The sequence below is a fragment of the Desulfobacula sp. genome (assembly GCF_030611305.1).
GTDB lineage: Bacteria > Desulfobacterota > Desulfobacteria > Desulfobacterales > Desulfobacteraceae > Desulfobacula.
Genome location: NZ_JAUWQB010000038.1, coordinates 12,629 through 31,982, shown reverse-complemented (window position 1 = coordinate 31,982; position 19,354 = coordinate 12,629). Strand labels below are relative to the sequence as shown.

The 19,354-nt window shown below is 39.0% G+C and carries 19 protein-coding genes; all 19 read right to left on the bottom strand.

All coding sequences use genetic code 11. The features are described 5' to 3' along the window. Positions 1 to 170 precede the first annotated feature (170 nt). The 19 genes from QAI40_RS09170 to QAI40_RS09080 all read right to left on the bottom strand — a co-directional run bounded on the left by QAI40_RS09170 (position 171) and on the right by QAI40_RS09080 (position 19,354). A complete protein-coding gene (locus QAI40_RS09170; protein ID WP_304511590.1) occupies positions 171 to 614 on the bottom strand; it encodes a hypothetical protein in 444 nt (147 codons plus the stop codon). A 91-nt stretch (positions 615 to 705) separates the two neighbouring features. Next, positions 706 to 1,929, bottom strand: coding sequence for a DegT/DnrJ/EryC1/StrS family aminotransferase (locus QAI40_RS09165; protein WP_304511589.1), 1,224 nt, complete (start codon positions 1,927 to 1,929; stop codon positions 706 to 708). Positions 1,930 to 2,079: 150 nt separating this feature from the next. Beyond that, positions 2,080 to 2,739, bottom strand: coding sequence for a PglD-related sugar-binding protein (locus QAI40_RS09160; protein WP_304511588.1), 660 nt, complete (start codon positions 2,737 to 2,739; stop codon positions 2,080 to 2,082). A 28-nt stretch (positions 2,740 to 2,767) separates the two neighbouring features. Continuing rightward, entirely contained in the window at positions 2,768 to 3,175 is a 408-nt protein-coding gene (locus QAI40_RS09155) for a MaoC family dehydratase (RefSeq protein ID WP_304511587.1), read from the bottom strand. Continuing rightward, positions 3,175 to 4,356 carry an acyl-CoA reductase gene (locus QAI40_RS09150; protein WP_304511586.1) on the bottom strand — a complete coding sequence of 394 codons (1,182 nt, stop codon included), beginning with the start codon at positions 4,354 to 4,356 and terminating at the stop codon, positions 3,175 to 3,177. Before QAI40_RS09150 ends, QAI40_RS09155 begins: the two co-directional genes overlap by 1 nt. Next, the gene (locus QAI40_RS09145; RefSeq protein ID WP_304511585.1) at positions 4,349 to 5,395 is read right to left on the bottom strand and encodes a LuxE/PaaK family acyltransferase; all 1,047 of its coding nucleotides are present in this window, start codon (positions 5,393 to 5,395) and stop codon (positions 4,349 to 4,351) included. The genes QAI40_RS09150 and QAI40_RS09145 overlap by 8 nt, the downstream gene beginning before the upstream one ends. Continuing rightward, complete coding sequence (locus QAI40_RS09140) at positions 5,392 to 6,321, bottom strand: iron-containing alcohol dehydrogenase (protein WP_304511584.1); 930 nt, start codon at positions 6,319 to 6,321, stop codon at positions 5,392 to 5,394. The genes QAI40_RS09145 and QAI40_RS09140 overlap by 4 nt, the downstream gene beginning before the upstream one ends. Further along, on the bottom strand, positions 6,314 to 6,559 hold the full coding sequence (locus QAI40_RS09135; RefSeq protein WP_304511583.1) for a hypothetical protein: 246 nt from the start codon (positions 6,557 to 6,559) through the stop codon (positions 6,314 to 6,316). Before QAI40_RS09135 ends, QAI40_RS09140 begins: the two co-directional genes overlap by 8 nt. Before the next feature lie 4 nt (positions 6,560 to 6,563). Beyond that, positions 6,564 to 7,745, bottom strand: a complete 1,182-nt coding sequence (locus tag QAI40_RS09130) for an AMP-binding protein (protein WP_304511582.1) — start codon at positions 7,743 to 7,745, stop codon at positions 6,564 to 6,566. Positions 7,746 to 7,782: 37 nt separating this feature from the next. Continuing rightward, the gene (locus tag QAI40_RS09125) at positions 7,783 to 8,391 is read right to left on the bottom strand and encodes a sugar transferase (RefSeq protein WP_304511581.1); all 609 of its coding nucleotides are present in this window, start codon (positions 8,389 to 8,391) and stop codon (positions 7,783 to 7,785) included. Continuing rightward, a complete protein-coding gene (locus QAI40_RS09120; RefSeq protein ID WP_304511580.1) occupies positions 8,388 to 9,608 on the bottom strand; it encodes a glycosyltransferase family 4 protein in 1,221 nt (406 codons plus the stop codon). Before QAI40_RS09120 ends, QAI40_RS09125 begins: the two co-directional genes overlap by 4 nt. Further along, complete coding sequence (wecB, locus tag QAI40_RS09115; RefSeq protein WP_304511579.1) at positions 9,605 to 10,735, bottom strand: non-hydrolyzing UDP-N-acetylglucosamine 2-epimerase; 1,131 nt, start codon at positions 10,733 to 10,735, stop codon at positions 9,605 to 9,607. The genes QAI40_RS09120 and wecB overlap by 4 nt, the downstream gene beginning before the upstream one ends. A 6-nt stretch (positions 10,736 to 10,741) precedes the next feature. Continuing rightward, positions 10,742 to 11,929, bottom strand: a complete 1,188-nt coding sequence (locus QAI40_RS09110) for a polysaccharide biosynthesis C-terminal domain-containing protein (protein WP_304511578.1) — start codon at positions 11,927 to 11,929, stop codon at positions 10,742 to 10,744. Further along, positions 11,887 to 12,909, bottom strand: a complete 1,023-nt coding sequence (locus QAI40_RS09105) for a polysaccharide biosynthesis protein (protein WP_304511577.1) — start codon at positions 12,907 to 12,909, stop codon at positions 11,887 to 11,889. Before QAI40_RS09105 ends, QAI40_RS09110 begins: the two co-directional genes overlap by 43 nt. 222 nt (positions 12,910 to 13,131) lie before the next feature. Beyond that, positions 13,132 to 14,346: a glycosyltransferase family 4 protein gene (locus QAI40_RS09100; RefSeq protein WP_304511576.1), complete on the bottom strand. Its 1,215-nt coding sequence runs from the start codon at positions 14,344 to 14,346 to the stop codon at positions 13,132 to 13,134. 53 nt (positions 14,347 to 14,399) lie between these two features. Beyond that, positions 14,400 to 15,371 (bottom strand): glycosyltransferase, encoded by a 972-nt coding sequence (locus QAI40_RS09095; RefSeq protein WP_304511575.1) that lies wholly within the window; start codon positions 15,369 to 15,371, stop codon positions 14,400 to 14,402. Between the two features lie 213 nt (positions 15,372 to 15,584). Continuing rightward, entirely contained in the window at positions 15,585 to 16,559 is a 975-nt protein-coding gene (locus QAI40_RS09090; protein ID WP_304511574.1) for a hypothetical protein, read from the bottom strand. A gap of 453 nt (positions 16,560 to 17,012) precedes the next feature. Then, positions 17,013 to 18,194 (bottom strand): glycosyltransferase, encoded by a 1,182-nt coding sequence (locus tag QAI40_RS09085; protein WP_304511573.1) that lies wholly within the window; start codon positions 18,192 to 18,194, stop codon positions 17,013 to 17,015. A 26-nt stretch (positions 18,195 to 18,220) separates the two neighbouring features. After that, positions 18,221 to 19,354 carry a polysaccharide deacetylase family protein gene (locus QAI40_RS09080; RefSeq protein WP_304511572.1) on the bottom strand — a complete coding sequence of 378 codons (1,134 nt, stop codon included), beginning with the start codon at positions 19,352 to 19,354 and terminating at the stop codon, positions 18,221 to 18,223.

Genomic DNA, 19,354 nt, shown 5'->3' with positions numbered 1-19,354 from the left:
CGTGTTGCCTTCCCAAACTGACCACGTGGTCGGCACCCGAAAGTTGGTGATTTCGGAGCTCAATAGCCCGCCTGTGCTTCCCTCTGTCACCGCTTCAGCCCCTGCATTACTGCAATTGCCGCATGACTCGAGGCTGGTGTGATTTGCTAAACCTTCACCATAAGACTCTTTCATTCTCTATCCTTTACCGGTTTTAATCGGCGCTTTCGGTCAGACCCCGCTATCCCAGCTATCCACCGCCCGAATGCTATAACACCGGTAACCCCGGCAATCCCGTTAATCCCATCCATAAAATTATAATAATTGGCCGTTCCTGCAACAAACACGGCATAAAAAGGAATAAGCAAATAAACAGGCCACCCCCGGCCTTCCCAATAAAACAGGCCAAACAACAGACCAACGCTTACCAGAAGCTGAATCCCCAGCCGAACCTTCGGAGAAATCTCACTGTAATCACCATAAAGACTCAAAAGGGAAATCAGCCCCGCACACACCCAGAATAATACCGGAAGCCCCAACATCCATGATGCCAGAAAAAAAGCGGCCAGGATACCAATCCCGCCGCCCTTTGGAACAACCCCTTTATGAGAACTCCGATGATTGGCCTTGTCCAAAAGCCCAAAACCACTGCCCCACCTGGCAACAAGCTATGCGCCAGCACCTCTGAGAGCCAAAGAAGCTATGTAAAGAATTAAATATTTTATTTTAAAAATCTGACCGTTCTCCTGTCTCACGATAACGACAACAACACAAGCCTGACCCAAAAACCTTTTCCACCACCCGGCAGGTATCCCGCATTTCATCAGCACCAAGGGTAGGATGAACCAGAAACGTCAGGCTGGTTTCGCCCGACTTTCCGGCAGCAGGCAGCCGCCTGCCCGGCCCGATTCCTGCTCTCACAAAAGCCTTCTCAAGATAAATTTCGCTGCAACTGCCGCTGAAACAGGGAATCCCTTCCGCTGTAACGGCATTCATAACCCGATCCCGATCCCATCCTTCCCGAAGTTTTTCGGGCCGAACAAAAACATAATATTTATAATAAGCATGTCCGAACTCTTCCGGCACATCCAGTACCCGCAAAGCCGGTATCTTTGCAAAACACTCAGTAAGTATTGCGGCATTGCGCCGGCGTATTGCCGTCCATTCCGGCAGTTTCCGCAACTGCACCCGACCAATGGCCGCCTGCATCTCGGTCATGCGCCAGTTTGTTCCAAAGCTGTCATGCAGCCAGCAAAATCCGGGCGGGTGTTGCTTGTGATAGACACTGTCATAATTTTTGCCATGATCCTTATACGCCCAGGCCTTATCCCGGATCGCCCTGTCATTCGTGGTGAGCATGCCACCCTCTCCGCCGGTAGTCATTATTTTGTCCTGGCAAAAGGAAAACGCCGCCACATCCCCCAATGAACCGACAGGACGTCCTTTATAGCTTGCCCCATGGGCTTGAGCGCAATCTTCAATAACCTTTAGATCATATTCTCCGGCCAGTTTTAGAAGCGGGTCCATATCACAGGGCATGCCAGCCAGGTGGACAGCAATGATCGCCCTGGTGCGGGGAGAGATGACGGCACGTACCGTATCAGCGGAAATATTCAGACTGCCGGGATCAATATCAGCCATAACAGGAACGGCCCCGCGCATAACTACTGCACTGGCCGAAGCGATAAAGGTGTAGCAGGTAACGATCACTTCATCGCCAACGCCAATTCCAAGAGCCTCCAGAGCAAGTTCCAGGGCAACACTCCCGTTGGCAAGAGCAACCGCATATTTTACACCCGCAAAATCAGCATATTCTTTTTCAAAACTCGTTACCTCAGACCCTGTCCATTGATTGACCTTTCCAGACCGCAATACCTTTTCTACAGCCTCAATCTCATCATCACCGAAATGCGGCCAGGGAGGAAATGCTTTAAAATTCTGTTTTTCCATCTTTGAATTCACGTTTGTTCAACCCTATCAATAAAACACATTTCATAACCACACATGCGCTGAAGCAAATGGAAAATACGTCTTAATGTTGAAGCCTAAATTATCAATATTAAAAATTATCTCATAAAACAAAGATAAGCAACAAACCACCTACGAAGGTAGTATCATTGTATTTGGTTTTAAAATTTGTTTATTATTGGTTTTTAAATTTCTTATAACTACGACACCAGAACTAACTGTGCAATTGTCTCCAATTGTAACATTGGGATATGAAATCACACCACTCCCAAGAAAACTTTTTTTACCTACTTTCGTATGTCCTGATAGAATTGAACCTGGACTTACAACAGAAAATTCATTAAGCACACAGTCATGACCGATAGAAACATTCTGATTAACAACTACATGTTCTTTTATATTTGTCCCGATAGCAATTGTAGTATTTGGCGCAATAAATACACCTTCTTTGATTACTGTATTTGGCATAATAACAGCACTTCGATGAATAATTGAAGTGAACTTTGATTCGGGAATAATTTCTTTTAATTTTCTGTACAATTTTTCCCTTGAAACTGCATTTCCAACACCAATTATTAAAAAAGTTTCATCATCCATAATTTCAGACAATTCATTGAAAGATATTATTGGAAGTTCTTCTAATAATGTTCCAATCTTATCTTCTGCTTCATCAACAAATGCTACTGTTTTCCAACAAATCTTTTCATTACCGAATTTACAATCTTTTGCCGCGTACATTATTTCTCGTCCAAAATCACTGGCACCGATAATAATAAGTTTTTTTTCACTCATTGATCCACCCCATTTTTCTTAAGCGCTATTAACTATTTCCGAATCTCATGCTTTTAACATTTCCAGAAATAATTTTTTCATTGTTTGAATTTTTTATTTCTATTTCAATTAAAGCTATTTTTCTTCTATCAATCTCTTTTACAGTCAAAACACAGGTTATCTCATCGCCAATAAATATAGGTTTTTCAAAGGTAATAGAACTTGAAAGCCATATGTTACCGTCGCCCATTAATTTTGTTAATGCTCCAGACACCAATGCTACTCCAAGCATTCCATGAGCGATTCTTTTTCCAAAAAATGTTTTTGAAGCGAATTCATCATCAAAATGAACCTTGTTCCTATCAAAACTTAATTCTGCAAAACTTTCTATATCTTTATCATTTATAATTCGAGAGATTTTAACAGTATCACCTTGCTGTAATTTATTTTTTACCATTATAAAACCTCAACAGTTTCAAATAATTGCTGCCAATACTTGTATCCATCCCATATAAAGCTAAAATGATGCATCTTCTCCACAGGGACAAAGCGTTTGATTTTTGTTTTTGAAATAATATTTAACCATTTTATTTCTTTTGGATCATTTAATATGTATCCCAAAGTCTGAATATTTTCCGGCAATCGGTCAATTGCTTGTTCTAAGCCTGCCCATACAATAGGAAGAGCCATAAGCGAATTTAGGTCTTTTAAATCATAAGATCCTGCGGCAATAAGCGATCCATTTAAGTTTGTGAGATCCGCCGCCCACCCTGATGATAGAGCTAATTGTTTTGCTAATATATTATTCGATGCGATATATTGGTCAGGTTTATTTGGTATAATTGATGACCATTTTTCAACAATTCTATCTTTTAAATATTTCACATCATTTTGGTCTCCATCAACAATTGTAACTTTTCCTGGAGATGTGCAACCCGCTTGTCCATAAATAGCAAAAACTTTTATTAACGTATCTATCGAGCTTTCATTCAATGCATTTTTTTCGATCCAAACTTCAGACTTTCTATTAATAAAATTAAACCCGATACTTTCAATTGGATGTTTAATAGAATTAATATTTGCTGCGGCCTCATCAGAACCGAATATAATTCTAATATTTGCATTCTTTGCCATCTCAATATTCCGAGAATCATGTCGGTCAAAGGTTTGATATAAAACATTATCAAGCAAATATTTTTTTAAAAGAACTTCGTCAGGTAATGTTGAAATTATATAACTAATAAAAATGTTAGTTAAATTTTCACTCTGTGATCCACCTTTTATACTTATAGAATTTCCACTAAGACTTAAAAGGATTAATATTAAAGGTCCCAACAAACTCACGTTGTTTGGAAGCCATAAAGCAACATGGCCTCTGGGTCTTAAAAGGGTTTGTACATCACCACCAAATTTTTCAAGCTTTTCACCAAAAGAATTTTCAAAAGGCCGTACTAAATTATCAAAACACAAAAAGGATATTAAATATGCCCATTCATCTCGAGAAAAACCATTTGGTAAATTCTTGACCATTTTTGGTCTAAGCCCTAACCAGTCTGAAATCATAACATCAATATTGAAAGGGAGTGAAACCGCTGTGATTTGTTTGTTCATTCTATAAAATGAAAGATAATTAGACATTTGCGCATCCCCTTATTTCAGCTTTTGGGACTCTTCCAATTAACTCAAACCGTTTACCAGACCTTCCCACAGAACAACTCCCAGTCAAAATTCTTCCCAAGTCTTCAGTAAGTACACTATAATAAGGTGCGCCAAAAGTTATACAATTTAACAATTGCAATTGGCCAATTTCACCATTTTCTAATGGTTTTAGCGTGTATGAATCACGAACAATAACATCAGCCCAGACAGGAACATGCCGTGCACCGCATTCACATAATGGATAAATAATGCCTATTTGCTCAACTAACCCATAGAAATCAATAACTTTTGAATCTGAATGAAGGTTGTCAAGAAGGGAGGTATTAAAATGTTCATGACTAACTTTTATTGATTCTAATTTTTTCCAGCCGCCGCTATGTACAAAATAAATTTTCTTATTTCTTAAAATTTTTTGAATAGTTGTGGGAAACTTATTTTTTACCCAGGCTAACCAAAGAATCCATGAAAAACCATACACAATGAATTCATCATATAAATCAATATTCTCTTCTAACAGGTCCCATTTTATACTTTCATAATCATCAGGGTCATCAAGTAAAAATTGAATATCATTAGCAAGAGGGCGTAAACTCATAGCTGCAGCCATACGTGCAGAAAGCCCTGATCGTGATCTCAGGGAACGAACACTGTCAATAACAAGTAATGGTTTTTTTTTCTCGCCTAAAAAATCCATTAAAGTTTTAGTTGTACTAAGCGATTGAAGTTTTGAACTTCTCTCGTCAAGAATAATTTTACTTGGAACGCCACTTGTAGATGAGGAGCTAACTGTCCTTTTATGTGTTAGTTCTGAATGCTGGGTCTTTAGGGTTAAATACTTAAATATTCCAACATGGAGAAACGGAATATCATAAATATTATCAACGTGCTTCCAGTTCGCCCATATTCTAAAAAAATCCTTGCATCCTTTTAAATGATATTCTGTAAGATTATTCAGTTCTTGTAAAAACAGAATATCATCTCGTTTTTCATAAGGTTTTTTTTTGATCAGTTCGCTCATTTAAATTGCTTTCCAGTAAAATATGATAAAACGTCAGGTCTTATCAAAGCGCTATTGATTCGGGTGCATGGATCTCTGAGGATTGATTTGAAATTTTTTTCAAAAGCAGGCATCAAATTGTCATAAAGTTCGTCGTCATAAAATGTTTTTAAAACATCCATAATACCAAATAAATTTAAATTATATTTAAAAGCTAATTTTTCTATTTTGGGACTTAAGGCAATATTTAATGAAAATACAGGCCAAAGATAGATAGAACATAACTGCGCATGTCCAATATTTAGTTTTTGATCATTTTCTTTAATTACACCTTCTAAGATATGAGAAATTCCATGAATAAAACCTACGCCGGACATAGATTGTAACCAACTTGCTTCAGCACTATACTCATACCATATTGGATTATTCTCTACCGGTAATGACTCGAGTGTTTTTATCAATTGACTCAATAGGTTAAGTACAGATTCGGATGCAAGAGGGGAAAAAAAACCTTCTAATGCATGTGCCCAAACATCTCCAGAACCAAATTTTATTAATTCATTAGATAAACTTCCTGAAAGCTCCTCCCAAATTCCCCGGACATCAGGCAAAAATTCCAGGCCATTATAGATAACTTTCTTGTTCTTTTTATTTAAGACAGCAATTGGTGAATTTTCTGCACCACTTCCCCATATGGAAGGTATCGCATAAAGTTTGGCTTCCGGGCAATTTTCTTGCCTCCAAACTTTAGCTTTGTCTATCAGAGTGCCACCGCCGACCACAATCAAATTTTCAATATTTTTATCAAGCTCCTGAGAGTTTAATACAATTTCACATGAAAAATTTTTTTTAACTTTAGTCAAGACAGAAGCAGTAGACCAAACCTGTGAATTCTTCCGCGCAATATTTTTAATTTGATCAAATGACCATTTTTGTGGTTTATTCATCAAACGAAATCCCTTTTGCCTCCAAAACCTTAATAATATCTTGAACTCCGCGTATTGCAACTGCCTCTTCTGGTGTAAAATGATATCCAAAAACTTCCTGAATGCCAACAGCCATTGAGACAATACCCAGAGAATCCCATGTTTCAATATCATCACGCATCATTTCCAGACTAAATTCATTGTCATCTAAGAGAAAGACATCTATCACTAATTGTTTTAACTTTTCTACGTTTGTCATGTTGTTATCCTATCTGCTCCCAAAAAATTATTTTATCTGTAATTAACTTAATTTTTAAATTGTCTATTTTTCCATTTGATAAAAGTGGCATTTGAGAAACACCTTCAATACGTAGAGGCCAATGTGGACGCGTATGTTTCTTACGAAACATCTGCAAAAGCCTTCTAATATCTTCTTTTGCTGGTTGTGGAGAAAGGACAAGCACATGTGCATCTTCACCATTTTTATCTTTAACATTATAAAAAACAGCTTGGCCATTCCACTGCTTATTCACAGTGTCAAGTAACTGAGGCAGAGATATTTTTTCACCGTATCGCTTAAAAACTTCGTTACTTCGCCCTTTTAGTTTCCAGTAACCATCGGAAACTTCCTCACCAAAATCGCCTGATGGGATCCATTCGTCATCAGAGAGGAATCTTGAACCCTCCTTATCAATAAAGCCAATCGCTCTAAAGGGACTTCTAAATAGAATTTCACCTTTCGAACCCGTTTTCATTTCTATTCCCGGCAATGGTTTCCCAATATTACTAAAGTCATCACTTTCTTCTAATTTTCGTAGTGTCAAGCGCGGCATAGCCTCAGCACATCCATAATTATTAAAAATCTTTGCATTTGGGAAAATTTTTTCTACAATTTCTATTTGCCTTTGAGGGAATTTACCTCCTGCAAAGTGTACTCTTATAACTCCAGGAAAATCATTGTTAGAATAATAACGTTCCATTAAAGGTACTTGTGCACCAATCAAGCAAAGCATTGCATTATCGGCATTTAAAAGAACCTCTTTTAAACGATCAGGATATTTCAACCCTTCTGTAAACATAAGACTCCTCTCGTGAACGCGAGCCCATAGCCATTGATTTACAAACGCATAACAATATGAAAGCGGCAATGCTAATATTGTTGCTTTTACAGGATCACTGAATTGAACTTCGTGCAGTAAAAAAGCTAATTTTTCAGATCTTTCTTTATTTCCAATTACAATTTTAGGCTGTCCTGTACTACCAGATGTAAGCAGTGCGAAATGATCTTTACAATATTTATTTGGAATTTTTTCAATAGACTTTTTAAGCCACTTATTATTGATTCCACTATGATCAGGAAGAAAAATGAATGTAGAATCATTATTCCATAAGTCATCAAGTTTTTTTATGTTATTCTTTATTTCTCGTTCATAAATAATTTGCATGTATTAACCCCATCCTTTTAACATACATATTTACTATTCACTCTTCATTTATGCCTCTTTGTGGATTAAACTCCTGCGCCGTGGCTTCCCCAGCCTGGCTGATTCCATCTCTCCTCAACACCTTCACAACCGTCATCAAAATAATCTTCACATCCAGCCACAAACTCCAGTTATCCACATACCACACATCCAACTTAAACTTATCTTCCCAACTTATTGCATTTCGCCCATTCACCTGAGCCCAGCCAGTGATCCCCGGCTTTACCTCATGCCGCCTTGCCTGTTCAGGAGTGTACCGATCAAGATACTGCATCAAAAGCGGCCTTGGCCCGACAATGCTCATTTCCCCTTTGATCACATTAAAGAATTCCGGCAGTTCATCCAAACTGGTCTTGCGTAAAAACTGCCCAAGTCGGGTCAGCCTCTCTCTATCCGACAGCAGATTCCCGTCCTCACCCCGTTCATCCGTCATCGTGCGGAATTTATAGATTAGAAAAGACTTGCCATGAAGTCCTGGACGTATCTGTCGAAAAATAATTGGTGATCCGATCTTAAGGCGTACCAGAACAGCTATAATTAACATAAGAAAAGATAAGAAAAAAAAGGCGGGCATGCTCAAGGCAAGGTCAAAAATCCTTTTTTTCATTTTTGCAACACTCTGTAAAATATATTTTCAAAGCTTCGAACTCCAGCTTCCATTGATAAATTTTTATCATAATACTTTCGGGCATTCTTTCCCATGACATCTCTTTGGGCATCAGACATTCGAAATAATTGCAAAATTCCCCGGGTCATGGATTCCGAATTTTCAGATTCTACTACCTTACCCGCATCGGAATCACTGATAAGTTCAGCAGCGTCTCCCTGAACTCCTACAAGAACCGGTTTCCCAGCAAACATATATGCTTGAATTTTTGAAGGTATGGTAATTCTGAAAAGAGCAGTATCTTTTAAATGAACCAGCAGCACATCAGCAGACTTTAATATTGCACCCATTTTCTCAGTAGGCTGTCTTTTAATAAAGCTTACATTGGTTAATTTACGATCCACAACACTTTGCTTCAACCGCTTTTGTTCAATACCTCCACCTACGAATATAAATTTAATTTTGGGCTCAACATCCATTAGCTTCTGTGCAGAATCCAGAACAGTATCAAGCCCCTGCATAATCCCCATAGTGCCGGCAAACATCACTACAAAATTATCTTTATACAAAATATCAGGACTAATTGTATTATCATTATCGGCGTTACATGAGTTACTTTCATCATACCAATTATATACGACAAAAATATTGGTTTCCGGAATTCCTCGTTTCACCAATTCAGCCTTCATTCCTGGTGAAAGAGTGGTAATATGTGATGCACTGCGATAAACAAATCGGCACCAGATCTTCAGAATATTCAGCAAAATTGTCTGTTTCATCATACCTGAATGCATAACAGAATCCGGCCATAAATCCTGAATATCATAGATAACCGGACAGCGATAAAGGGTTCTTAATATTGATGAAGCTAAACCCAGAGTAACCAGATTATATACGTAAATCACATCTGGTTTTTTTATAAGGAAAGGGCCGAATGCGGCTGAAGTAAGGCCAAAACTCAAATAATTTATAATCCGTCTAAGCCCTGAAGCATCATGGCTCGGGAAAAGCGCTGTACGATGAACAGGAATTCCATCCATAACTTCAGATTTCCAGGGATGTATGGAGTATCCTGAATATAATTTTCCTCCAGGATAATTAGGAAACCCTGTAAGGACTTCTACATCATGTCCTTTGTTTTGAAGAGCCTTGACAAAAGGCAGGCCTTTAAAAAAAGGTTCCGGCTGAAACCACTGCGTAAGAAAAAGAATTCTCAAATCTTATGCCACACAAAACGATTCACATAATCAGTATAACTCAAAATTATCCGCGCAACCTTTTCTGATACACTTGGAGCGTAATAATCCTTTACAAGTTCAAGAGATCTTTGATCACCGCGTTTTTGATTTTCCAATATTTTCAGAGCTTCATTAATTCGATTAAATTCCAGCCCGGTCATCATCACCGCCCCCTCTTCCATACCTTCCGGTCGTTCATGGACATTGCGGATATTCAAAGCAGGAAAATTCAGGATAGAGCTTTCCTCATTGATAGTACCGCTGTCTGACAGCACAGCCCTGGCATGCATCTGAAGCTTTACATAATCATTAAACCCCAAAGGCTTCATCAGCTCGACCAGACCATTCAATCGAACATTTTCTGCATCAATCCGTTTTCGGGTCCGGGGATGAGTGGAGACAACGATGCGATGTTTATGAGTTTCAGCCAACTGGTTTAAAACCTCTATCAGTTTAGTGAATTGCTCCGGCGCATCAATATTTTCCTCACGATGCGCACTGACAACAAAATATTCAGCAGGCTTAAGATTAAACCGTTCAAGTACATTCGAAGCCTTTATTTTTGGCATGTAATGATGGAGCACTTCATACATGGGACTGCCGATTTTAATAATTCGATCCGGGAGAATGCCCTCACGCAGCAGGTACTCTCTGGCAATGCTGCTGTAGGGCATATTGATGTCGCTGATATGATCGATGATTTTGCGGTTGATTTCTTCGGGCACCCGCTGGTCAAAGCACCGGTTGCCAGCTTCCATATGAAATACGGGAATTTTTTGACGTTTGGCAGGATAAGCCGCCAGACAGCTATTGGTGTCGCCTAGCACCAGGAGTGCATCCGGCTTTACTTTTACCAGCACTTCATCAACCTTGGCAATAACCTGCCCCACGGTCTCACAGGCGCTCTTGCCCGCTGCTTCCAGAAAATAATTGGGCTTGCGAATCTCTAAATCTTCAAAAAAAACCTGGTTCAGTTCATAGTCATAATTCTGCCCTGTATGAACAATCACCTGGATCATATATTTATCCAGCGCCGCCATCACACGGGACAAGCGTATGATTTCAGGGCGTGTCCCTACTATAGTCATTACTTTTAGTTTGTTCATATGATTCTAAACCTTTTCAAAATAAGTATCCGGCCTGTTAGGATCAAACATCTCACTCGCCCAGAACAGTGTCACCAGAACACCTGTCCCAATATTTTCGATGGAATGCGTATATCCAGGCGGAATGTCCACCACCTGATACTTTTCACCGTTCACGGGATACTCCAGAACTTCATCCCCCTCAATATGCCGAAAGCGAATCACAGCTTCGCCCTCCAGCACCAAAAATTTTTCCGTCTTGGTATGGTGATAATGATCACCGCGTGTAATCCCCGGGTTTGTACGACTGACAAAAATCTGCCCCATGGAAGAAGATTTTAAAAATTCTGCAAGACTGCCGCGCTGATCTGATCTTTTTTCAAGCCCATACTCAAATTTCTTTGTATTCAGATACGTCAGATAGGTTCCATAAAGGGCTCGCTCAAAGTCGTTGCTGAAATCAGGCAGTACCAGACTGGTTCGCATGTCACGAAAGGATCTGATTTTTGCAGCCAGTTCACCCAGTGCGATGCGCGTTGCTGCTAATGGTTCTGCAAACCTGAACCCGGATGTTCCTGATTCCATCTCATTGACAAAGGCTTTCACCACATCATCAATATGTGTCAAATCAATCTCATGGGCTGGATCAGAAATATGAATGGGCAGATCATTTGCAATGTTGTGGCAAAACGTTGCAGTCACAGAATTATAATTCGGCCTGCACCACTTCCCAAAAAGATTTTTAAACCGATACACGACACACTCCGCACCAACATCCTCTGCAAAACGTTCCAACACTTCTTCAGAACGACGTTTGCTGACGCCATAAGGATTATCCAGTTCCGCCTGAATCGAGGATGACAGCACAATTTTAGGTGACCGCCCAATGGCCTTCAGTTTAACACAAATTTCATCAATGGACCCGGTATTGCCAGTTTCAAACTCATCCGGATTTTCCGGCCTGTTCACACCTGCAAGATGAATAATGCAATCAATTTTTCCCAGGGCGCTATCCAGATCTTCCGGTATGTTATTATCATCATATTCATACAGCTCAACATCCTCACGCTGCCGCAGCACAGCACAAAAATTTTTCCCAACAAATCCCTTAGAACCGGTAACAAGCATCCTCTTCATAATAAACCCTTTTTTACCTTCGTACCCTTCATGCCTCAGACTTCCACCTTCTCCCCACGCAAAGCCATGTGCACGCATTCCAGCTTCAGCAGCAACTCACACATTCCATCCACATCCTTTTGGTCTGTGTTATGGGAATTATAATCCAGCTTCAAAGTAACATCCTCACGCCCTTCACTGAAATACTGAAAGTAATTCAGGTCACGATTGTCCGCTGGCACCCTGAAATATCCCTCCAAATCTTGCGCAACCGCCATCTCTTCCCGCGTCAACAATGTTTCATAGAGCTTTTCTCCATGCCTTGTGCCGATGATGCTGATTGGATTATCTGCTTTTAACAGTTTTTTCAATGCCAGCGCCAGCGTTTCAAGGGTACAGGCAGCAGCCTTCTGCACAAAAGTGTCACCCGGATTTCCGTTTTGAAAGGCATACACCACCAGATCAACCGCATCCTCGATAGTCATCATGAACCGGCTCATGGCAGGATCGGTAACGGTCAACGGCTGTCCATCCTGAATCTGCCTAATGAATAAAGGAATGACCGACCCCCTGCTGGCCATTACATTGCCATAACGTGTAATTGAGATCGTCGTTGCATCACCGGCCACACGGGATTTTGCCACGGCTATTTTTTCCATCATTGCCTTGGAAATTCCCATGGCGTTTATAGGATAAACAGCCTTGTCAGTGCTCAGGATGATCACCCGTTCCACCCTGGTCTTTATAGCCGCACTAAGCACATTTTCCGTGCCAAGGGCATTGGTGCGAAGCGCCTCAATCGGAAAAAACTCACAAGATGGCACCTGCTTCAAAGCGGCGGCATGGAACACAAAATCAACTCCACTCATTGCATCCCGCAGGCTGCTTGAATCACGGACATTGCCGATATAAAATTTCAACTTTGAATCAGCATATTCTTTGCGCATGTCATCCTGCTTTTTTTCATCACGGGAAAAAATGCGAATTTCTGCAATATCTGCATCTATGAATCGATTTAAAACAGCATTACCGAATGTCCCGGTGCCGCCAGTTATAAGAATCTTTTTATTTTTAAACATTGTTGGATCCTTTCAATTAGCACTTCAATTTCTTTATAAAATTAATTCGTTCCTCAGACAGCTTCAGTCCAGGTCTTGTATCACCATAACCACGAAATTTTATCAGCCTTAGGCATAGAGACTGATAAAGCGGTATTTCATGCCAGGGATTATAACCCAACTGCTATCAAAATGCTACCTGCCTACAAGGCGGGGGTTTAAACCTTTTACAGAAACAATTAACTAATTTGAAGACATACTATTTAGAATATTTAAGACATGGGGAGGCACATCAAATTTGTGTAATGCTGCCTTACGGGCATGTCCTCCAAGCAACCTACATGTTTTTCTATCATTGACTAGTCTTTGTAAGGCAATTACAAGCTCATCTAAATTACCCGGGTCGACTAAAATAACATCCCTATCGTTTACAAGGTACCGGGAAATATCCCCTACATCGGAAGCTATCACCGGTCGGCCGGCCGACAAATACTCAGACAACTTTGTCCCAAAGCCAGCATGATTTATCGGATCGTTTAGTTTGGACATTACGAGAACATCTGATGCTGCCAAAAGATCAACAACCTTTTCCTCTGGTAAAAATCCTAAAAACTCAGCATCATTTTCAATATCAAATTCAGATATAAGCTTTAAAGGATCATCAGCTCCTGGAACAAGGCTCCCCCCAGCTATCAATAAAAAAATATTCTTTTTGTTACGCACAAGCATAGAAAATGCTTCAATCAATAGGGCCAACCCTTCTGTTTTCACAAAGGAACCTGCAAAAGTAATAATAAATTTCGCACGTATATCTAATTTTTTTCTAAAGTAAGAACTATCTCCCACGCCAAAACGCTTACAATCCACTAATGTTGGCACTATTAAAACAGGAACATCTGGATTTCTTTTTTCGTAGACATTTTTCAATTTTGAACTTATAGTAATTAATAAGTTTGATTTTAAGGGTACTTTTTGATCTGCATAAAGCTGTAAGCGATATATAAATTTCCAAATAATGCCATCAGAGCCAGAAGAAGACAACAAATCTACATATTCGCTAACAATTTTCCTGTTAAAAAAAACTGCTATTGTCGTAGCCATTAAACCATCAAAGCCTGGTTGATATAAATATAGCCAGTCATATTCTTTTCTCATTGATTTCTTATACAGTTTTAGCAGCCATTTGACCCTTGAAATAATTTGTATATACAGCTTTATCCTACCCATTTTATTTTTAAATACTTCTGCATTCCTCGGAACCAGGCACCACTCAACATCCACACCCTCTAACGATCCTTTTTTCTTTTGCAATTTCCTTGCAAACGGGATTAATATAGTCACATGGTGGCCGTTTTTTGCCATTTCGCGTGCAATATTACTTATCCTTCTAGTATTTGCACCGCCTTCTGGAAACGGTATGTTTACCGCAAAAAGAATATCTAATTTCTTGTCAACCACTTTTTCTGCCCACTATTAATATCTTTAAAATTTAGTGTCCTATATAGCAACTCTTAAATCCATTTATCCGAATTATCTTCTTTATTTTGGTCAAAATAGCCACATTTTATCGAATAAGCCACTAAGAACTTAAAAACCGTAGGAGAATATAGCCATTCATACCTATCTGTCGCCTTCACAAATAGCAGGCATAAATTTTTGAAAACACTATTAAGTAGAGGGAGTAAAAACAACTTTCCAATTAATAGTGCAAAATTGTCACTCCTCCTCAATGGATATAGATAGCGACATATAGTACTATTAATGTTATCGGGGCGAATTTCATTCAATTTTTTACCTCCAAATCTAGCAGCACAATATTGTTTTCTCATATAACCTTGAATATCCGAAGACTCATAATGATATACTAAAGCTTTCTCTAAATAAGAAATTTTAATTCCACTTTGCTTCACTCGCAACCCAAATTCTTGATCCTCTCCACCGTATTTAATAAAATTTTCATCCATAAAACCACACTTGTCAACTTCTGCTTTTTTTAGGGACATATTCATAACTACTATATACTTCGCAGGTAAATCTTGTAAATTTAACCCTACAGAATGAATGCCAATGTGTCTTGAATCCCGATATCTATAATAATTGCTCGAAGTTATCCATTCAGGAGGAAAACGGACTTGTCCACAAAAAATAGTTTTTTCAGTATCAGAATGCGCTTGAAGGTGCGATCCAATAAAATCACCACTTACGATCAGATCATCATCAAGAGTAATAATTATTGAGTTTTTAGTTTTCTTATATAAAAAATTTCGCTTTGCAACCAAAGTGTTAGTTTCAATATTATAATATTTAATATTTTTATATTTATTCTGCATTTCTAAAACTGCTTCAAAGGTACCATCATTACTACTACTATCACATATTAAAATTTCATATTTTGATCTATCAATACTTTGATGTTCCAACGATCTGACTAACTTGATTAACATTTCCCGTCTTTTCCATGTTACAATATGAATTGATACCAAAACAACTCCTAAAAGTCATAAACCACCTCTGGTGGTGGTTTATGACTAGACAATGATTTTAACTTGTTATACTAAAAAAAAATTTGTGCAGTTTAAGTTCATTTTTATGATAATTCTCTGTTTTAGCTGCTGAGCTGTTCAAAGGTCTTTTCGATTCGCGCATGCTCCCCGCAAGGACACCTTACTTTGTGGGAATAAAATTACTGCACTCAATTATGCAAATGCTTTTATTTTGTCATAATCTTTTCGTGGAAATAAAACAGTTTTTAGTACAGGCCTCGATGTACTCACAAACGCCCACAATAAATACATCAATAAATCAACACCTCCGGGTCGCCATGGACCATAATGAAGACTAGACAAAAAAAGGCCTAATAAACACAGAAAGATGCTTAAAGTTAACCGATATTCCACTGATTTTTTTTGATTGACAATATTTATATTTAGATATCCTTGGTAGAGAAACATGGCCCACAGGCTCAACCAGACGACCACTCCTATAAGTCCAATCTGAACTGTAATTTGATCGAGATAGAACCAATAAGTTTGACGATCAGCAGTTGAACCCAAAGGAGCCCCAAAACGATCGGCTAAGTCTGAAGAAATCCCATACCCTCTACCAAAAATATTCCCTTCTTCAAATGCTTGAGGGAGATAGCTGAACGAATTAAAAACTTGCTCGCCCGTATATCCATATCCCAACCAGGAAAAAAGAGTATCAGACCTCAATATACTTAAAGAAATGATTAAAAGACATGCTATATTAGTTACAATCAAAAAGTTCTTTATTATTCTGTTGTTAATACTTAATGAAAAAAATATCAATATTACAAGCAATGCAGGCAAAATTGCAAAAATTGATAGGGTTCCAATAATTGCGAATATGGTAAGAAGGCATAGTCCACCCCATAGAATCCGATGGCGACGTTTACCACTTTTTATCGTACGTGGTAGCATGATTGCAAGCGCACAAACCATTACCATCCCAACGTCGTTTGGGTCACCGAATAATCCAACGGACCGATACATGCCAAACCTCGGAATTGATACTTCTGATACGCTCCTAATAGGGTCGAACCAGGCATGAAGAGGAGCAATTTTCAGCACAGAAATTGTAAGAAATTGAAGGGTAGATGCACCGACATTAACCAGCGCTCCCAAAAGGAATGCATTTAAGAACATTTCCATTGCCCTTACTCTTTTCTCACCCTTCAGTAGAAACAAGGCCACAAAATAAATAGGAAGACACCTGAATAGAGTACGAAATCCTAAAACCCCTGTCAATAATGATTGTGAATTCAATATTTGCAATAAAACAAATATTAAAAAAAAAATGTATAGACAATTACTCCAATTTATCTTTTTACTAAAAGTTGGCATTCTAATTAAGATATTTAATAAACATAAATATACAATTGATATTATTAGAAAATCGCGCCATATAGTACCAATCATAATTGGTAAATATAGCTTTAGCAGAAAATACAGGGGTGCCAGAGCAAGATATATTGCAATGATATATTGCATTGTCCCAAACTTTGGTTTTGAAAACTTAACCTTCAACATTTAAACCTTTTACGTCAAAAACCACTTATAAACTTAAAATAAAATTTGCTTTGGGGGTGCCTACAAAGTTGGCAGTTACTTTTTTAAGAAATTAAGCCTTTTTTGAATAATGTTGCAAAGCATGACGCCCCGTTTGTCCCAAGTATTCTCTTGAGCTATCTTTAAGCGCATATTTATCAATTCATTGTTATCTTCTTCATATGCCTGTCTTATTTTTGTTACAAATTCTACTGCTGTTTTTGCGCGGTACAGCACTCCAATAGGCATATCAATAAAATTGGGCATATCAGAAATAACAACTGGTTTGCCCACTGCAAGGTATTGAAAAAATTTATTGGGCGCTGTTGTTGTTATTGGTCCTCTAAAAGAAATATCATATGGCATAATCAACACATCCATTTCAAAAAGTTTTCTCTGAAGAAGTTCACCGGTCAAAGGTTCCACGAACTCAAGGTTAAATAATCCGGGGAAAAAATCGGTATCAATGTTTTCCCTTGGTCCTATAAGATATAGTCGCATATCGGGATTTTTTAATATCTCCATCAACCACTCAAAATCGAGCCTGCGATCTATATACCCCATAAAGGCTACTTTAACCTGCTGTTTTTTACTTCTCTCTTTTGCCATGGGCAGGACAGTTTTAAACTCATGACCGGGCAAAAAAAGCTCAGTATCAGGATTCAATTCCCTAAGTTTAGCCTTTAATGGATAGGAGACGGCAAGACATTTATCGGTATTCTTAATAACCTGGTTTTCATAATACTGCAAAAGATTCCGTTGAAACCATGCCTTCATTTTATTTTTATTATCAAGATTCATATTGGGAAATTCATCATTACACAAATATATCTTGTAACAGAAAGAAGGACTTCTCGTAATCTCCGGAAAATCAAATTCAAAATTAAATAAGATTCTATTCTTACAATCAAATTGATCAATAAATTTTATTATCTTTTTTTTAATGTAGGTATTAGCTATGCGATGCGTAACGGGATCGATCCTAAACAGTCGGCTGGGAAGAGGAATCGGTAAGCTTGGTGAATAAATAATAAGCCTATTGCTAATTTTTTTCATTTGATCCCGATGTTCATAGCCCTTCATTCCCACATGTTTTTCTATATAAATCACATTAAAGAAGCGAACCAATTGCCTGGTTACCTGATGCCTTATCCTGGGCATCTCATCCCATTTTGTTCTGGTGATAATAACTACAGTGGGAAGATTTTTTTCAATAAACAAACGTTCGTTCCTTTCCAATAATTCATCCTGCTTAAATAAAAACATCAGCCTACATTTCGAAAAGAAGCCTTTCTCCTCTCCCCAACCTCCCTAACCGACCCAACCCAGGCATTTTTCTCTTTGAAATATTCAAGGCTGCGCAGATAAACACTCCACCAGTCCGGCTTTATAATATGGTTCGGATGCCAAAGCAAGGTTAGAACGCCGCCGACCTTTTCCACTGCTTCTGCAATCTGCTTTACGTATTGAAAGGCAGTATCTTCGTCCAAGCGCATGCCTTTGTCCGGATTCAGCATTGCGGCGTCCTGGATGATAAGAGGTATTTCCATAATTGGTAATTCTTCCTCCGCCTTCAAATCGTAAAGATGCCATGGGTAGCAGGTCCCGAACCGAAAGCCAATATTGTCATTAAAGCCGAGTGTTGAATCGTATTTGAATCCTGCCGCTGAATGGACTGCCGGGGTCACGCGTATGTCATAGTGAAGATAATGCTGGCGGATGCTTACGATTTCATGGCCAAGGGCTTTTTCTAAAGATCCCTTCTGATGTTTCAGTTCATCCGCATCGTCAAATGAATACCATGACGGATGCAGGCCGATTTCCCAGCCCTGCCGGTCTATCTCGCGGATCATCTCTGTTACTGTGCATTTCTGGTTATCGAATACCACAGAATCGTAAAGTTCATAGGTACAGTCCGTGTGATGACGCTTTGTGACAGCACTAAGCCCCGGCCAGAAGAAAAAGGTGGATTTTGCGCCGCATTCTTTTTCCGCTTTCAGCCAGCGTTCATAGCGGTGCAGGGGGTCTTTCTGTTGAATATGTATTCCTGCACTTGCTAAATCCATACCGACACCCATGAGAGATTTAACCTTCTGAAATGCGCTGCCGGCATTTAATAATTGCGAACTTCTTGATCTTAAAGATTGCTTCAGTGAATAGGCAGACACCGCATCCACATCATGTGTCAAGCATACCGCAAAAGGTTTCCCGTCCGGCCATCCTGGTTTTTGCCCGCCATTTTGCAGATATTCCTCATCCACTACTGGTCTGTAAAGAAGACCGGATGGGTTCAATATATTAAAGGCAAAGTCCGGGACGATCCGCTCAGGAGAAAAATCGGATGGCAAAAGTTCTGCTTCATAACAGCCCTGGAGGAGGTTTTGGTGGTTGATGGTCAT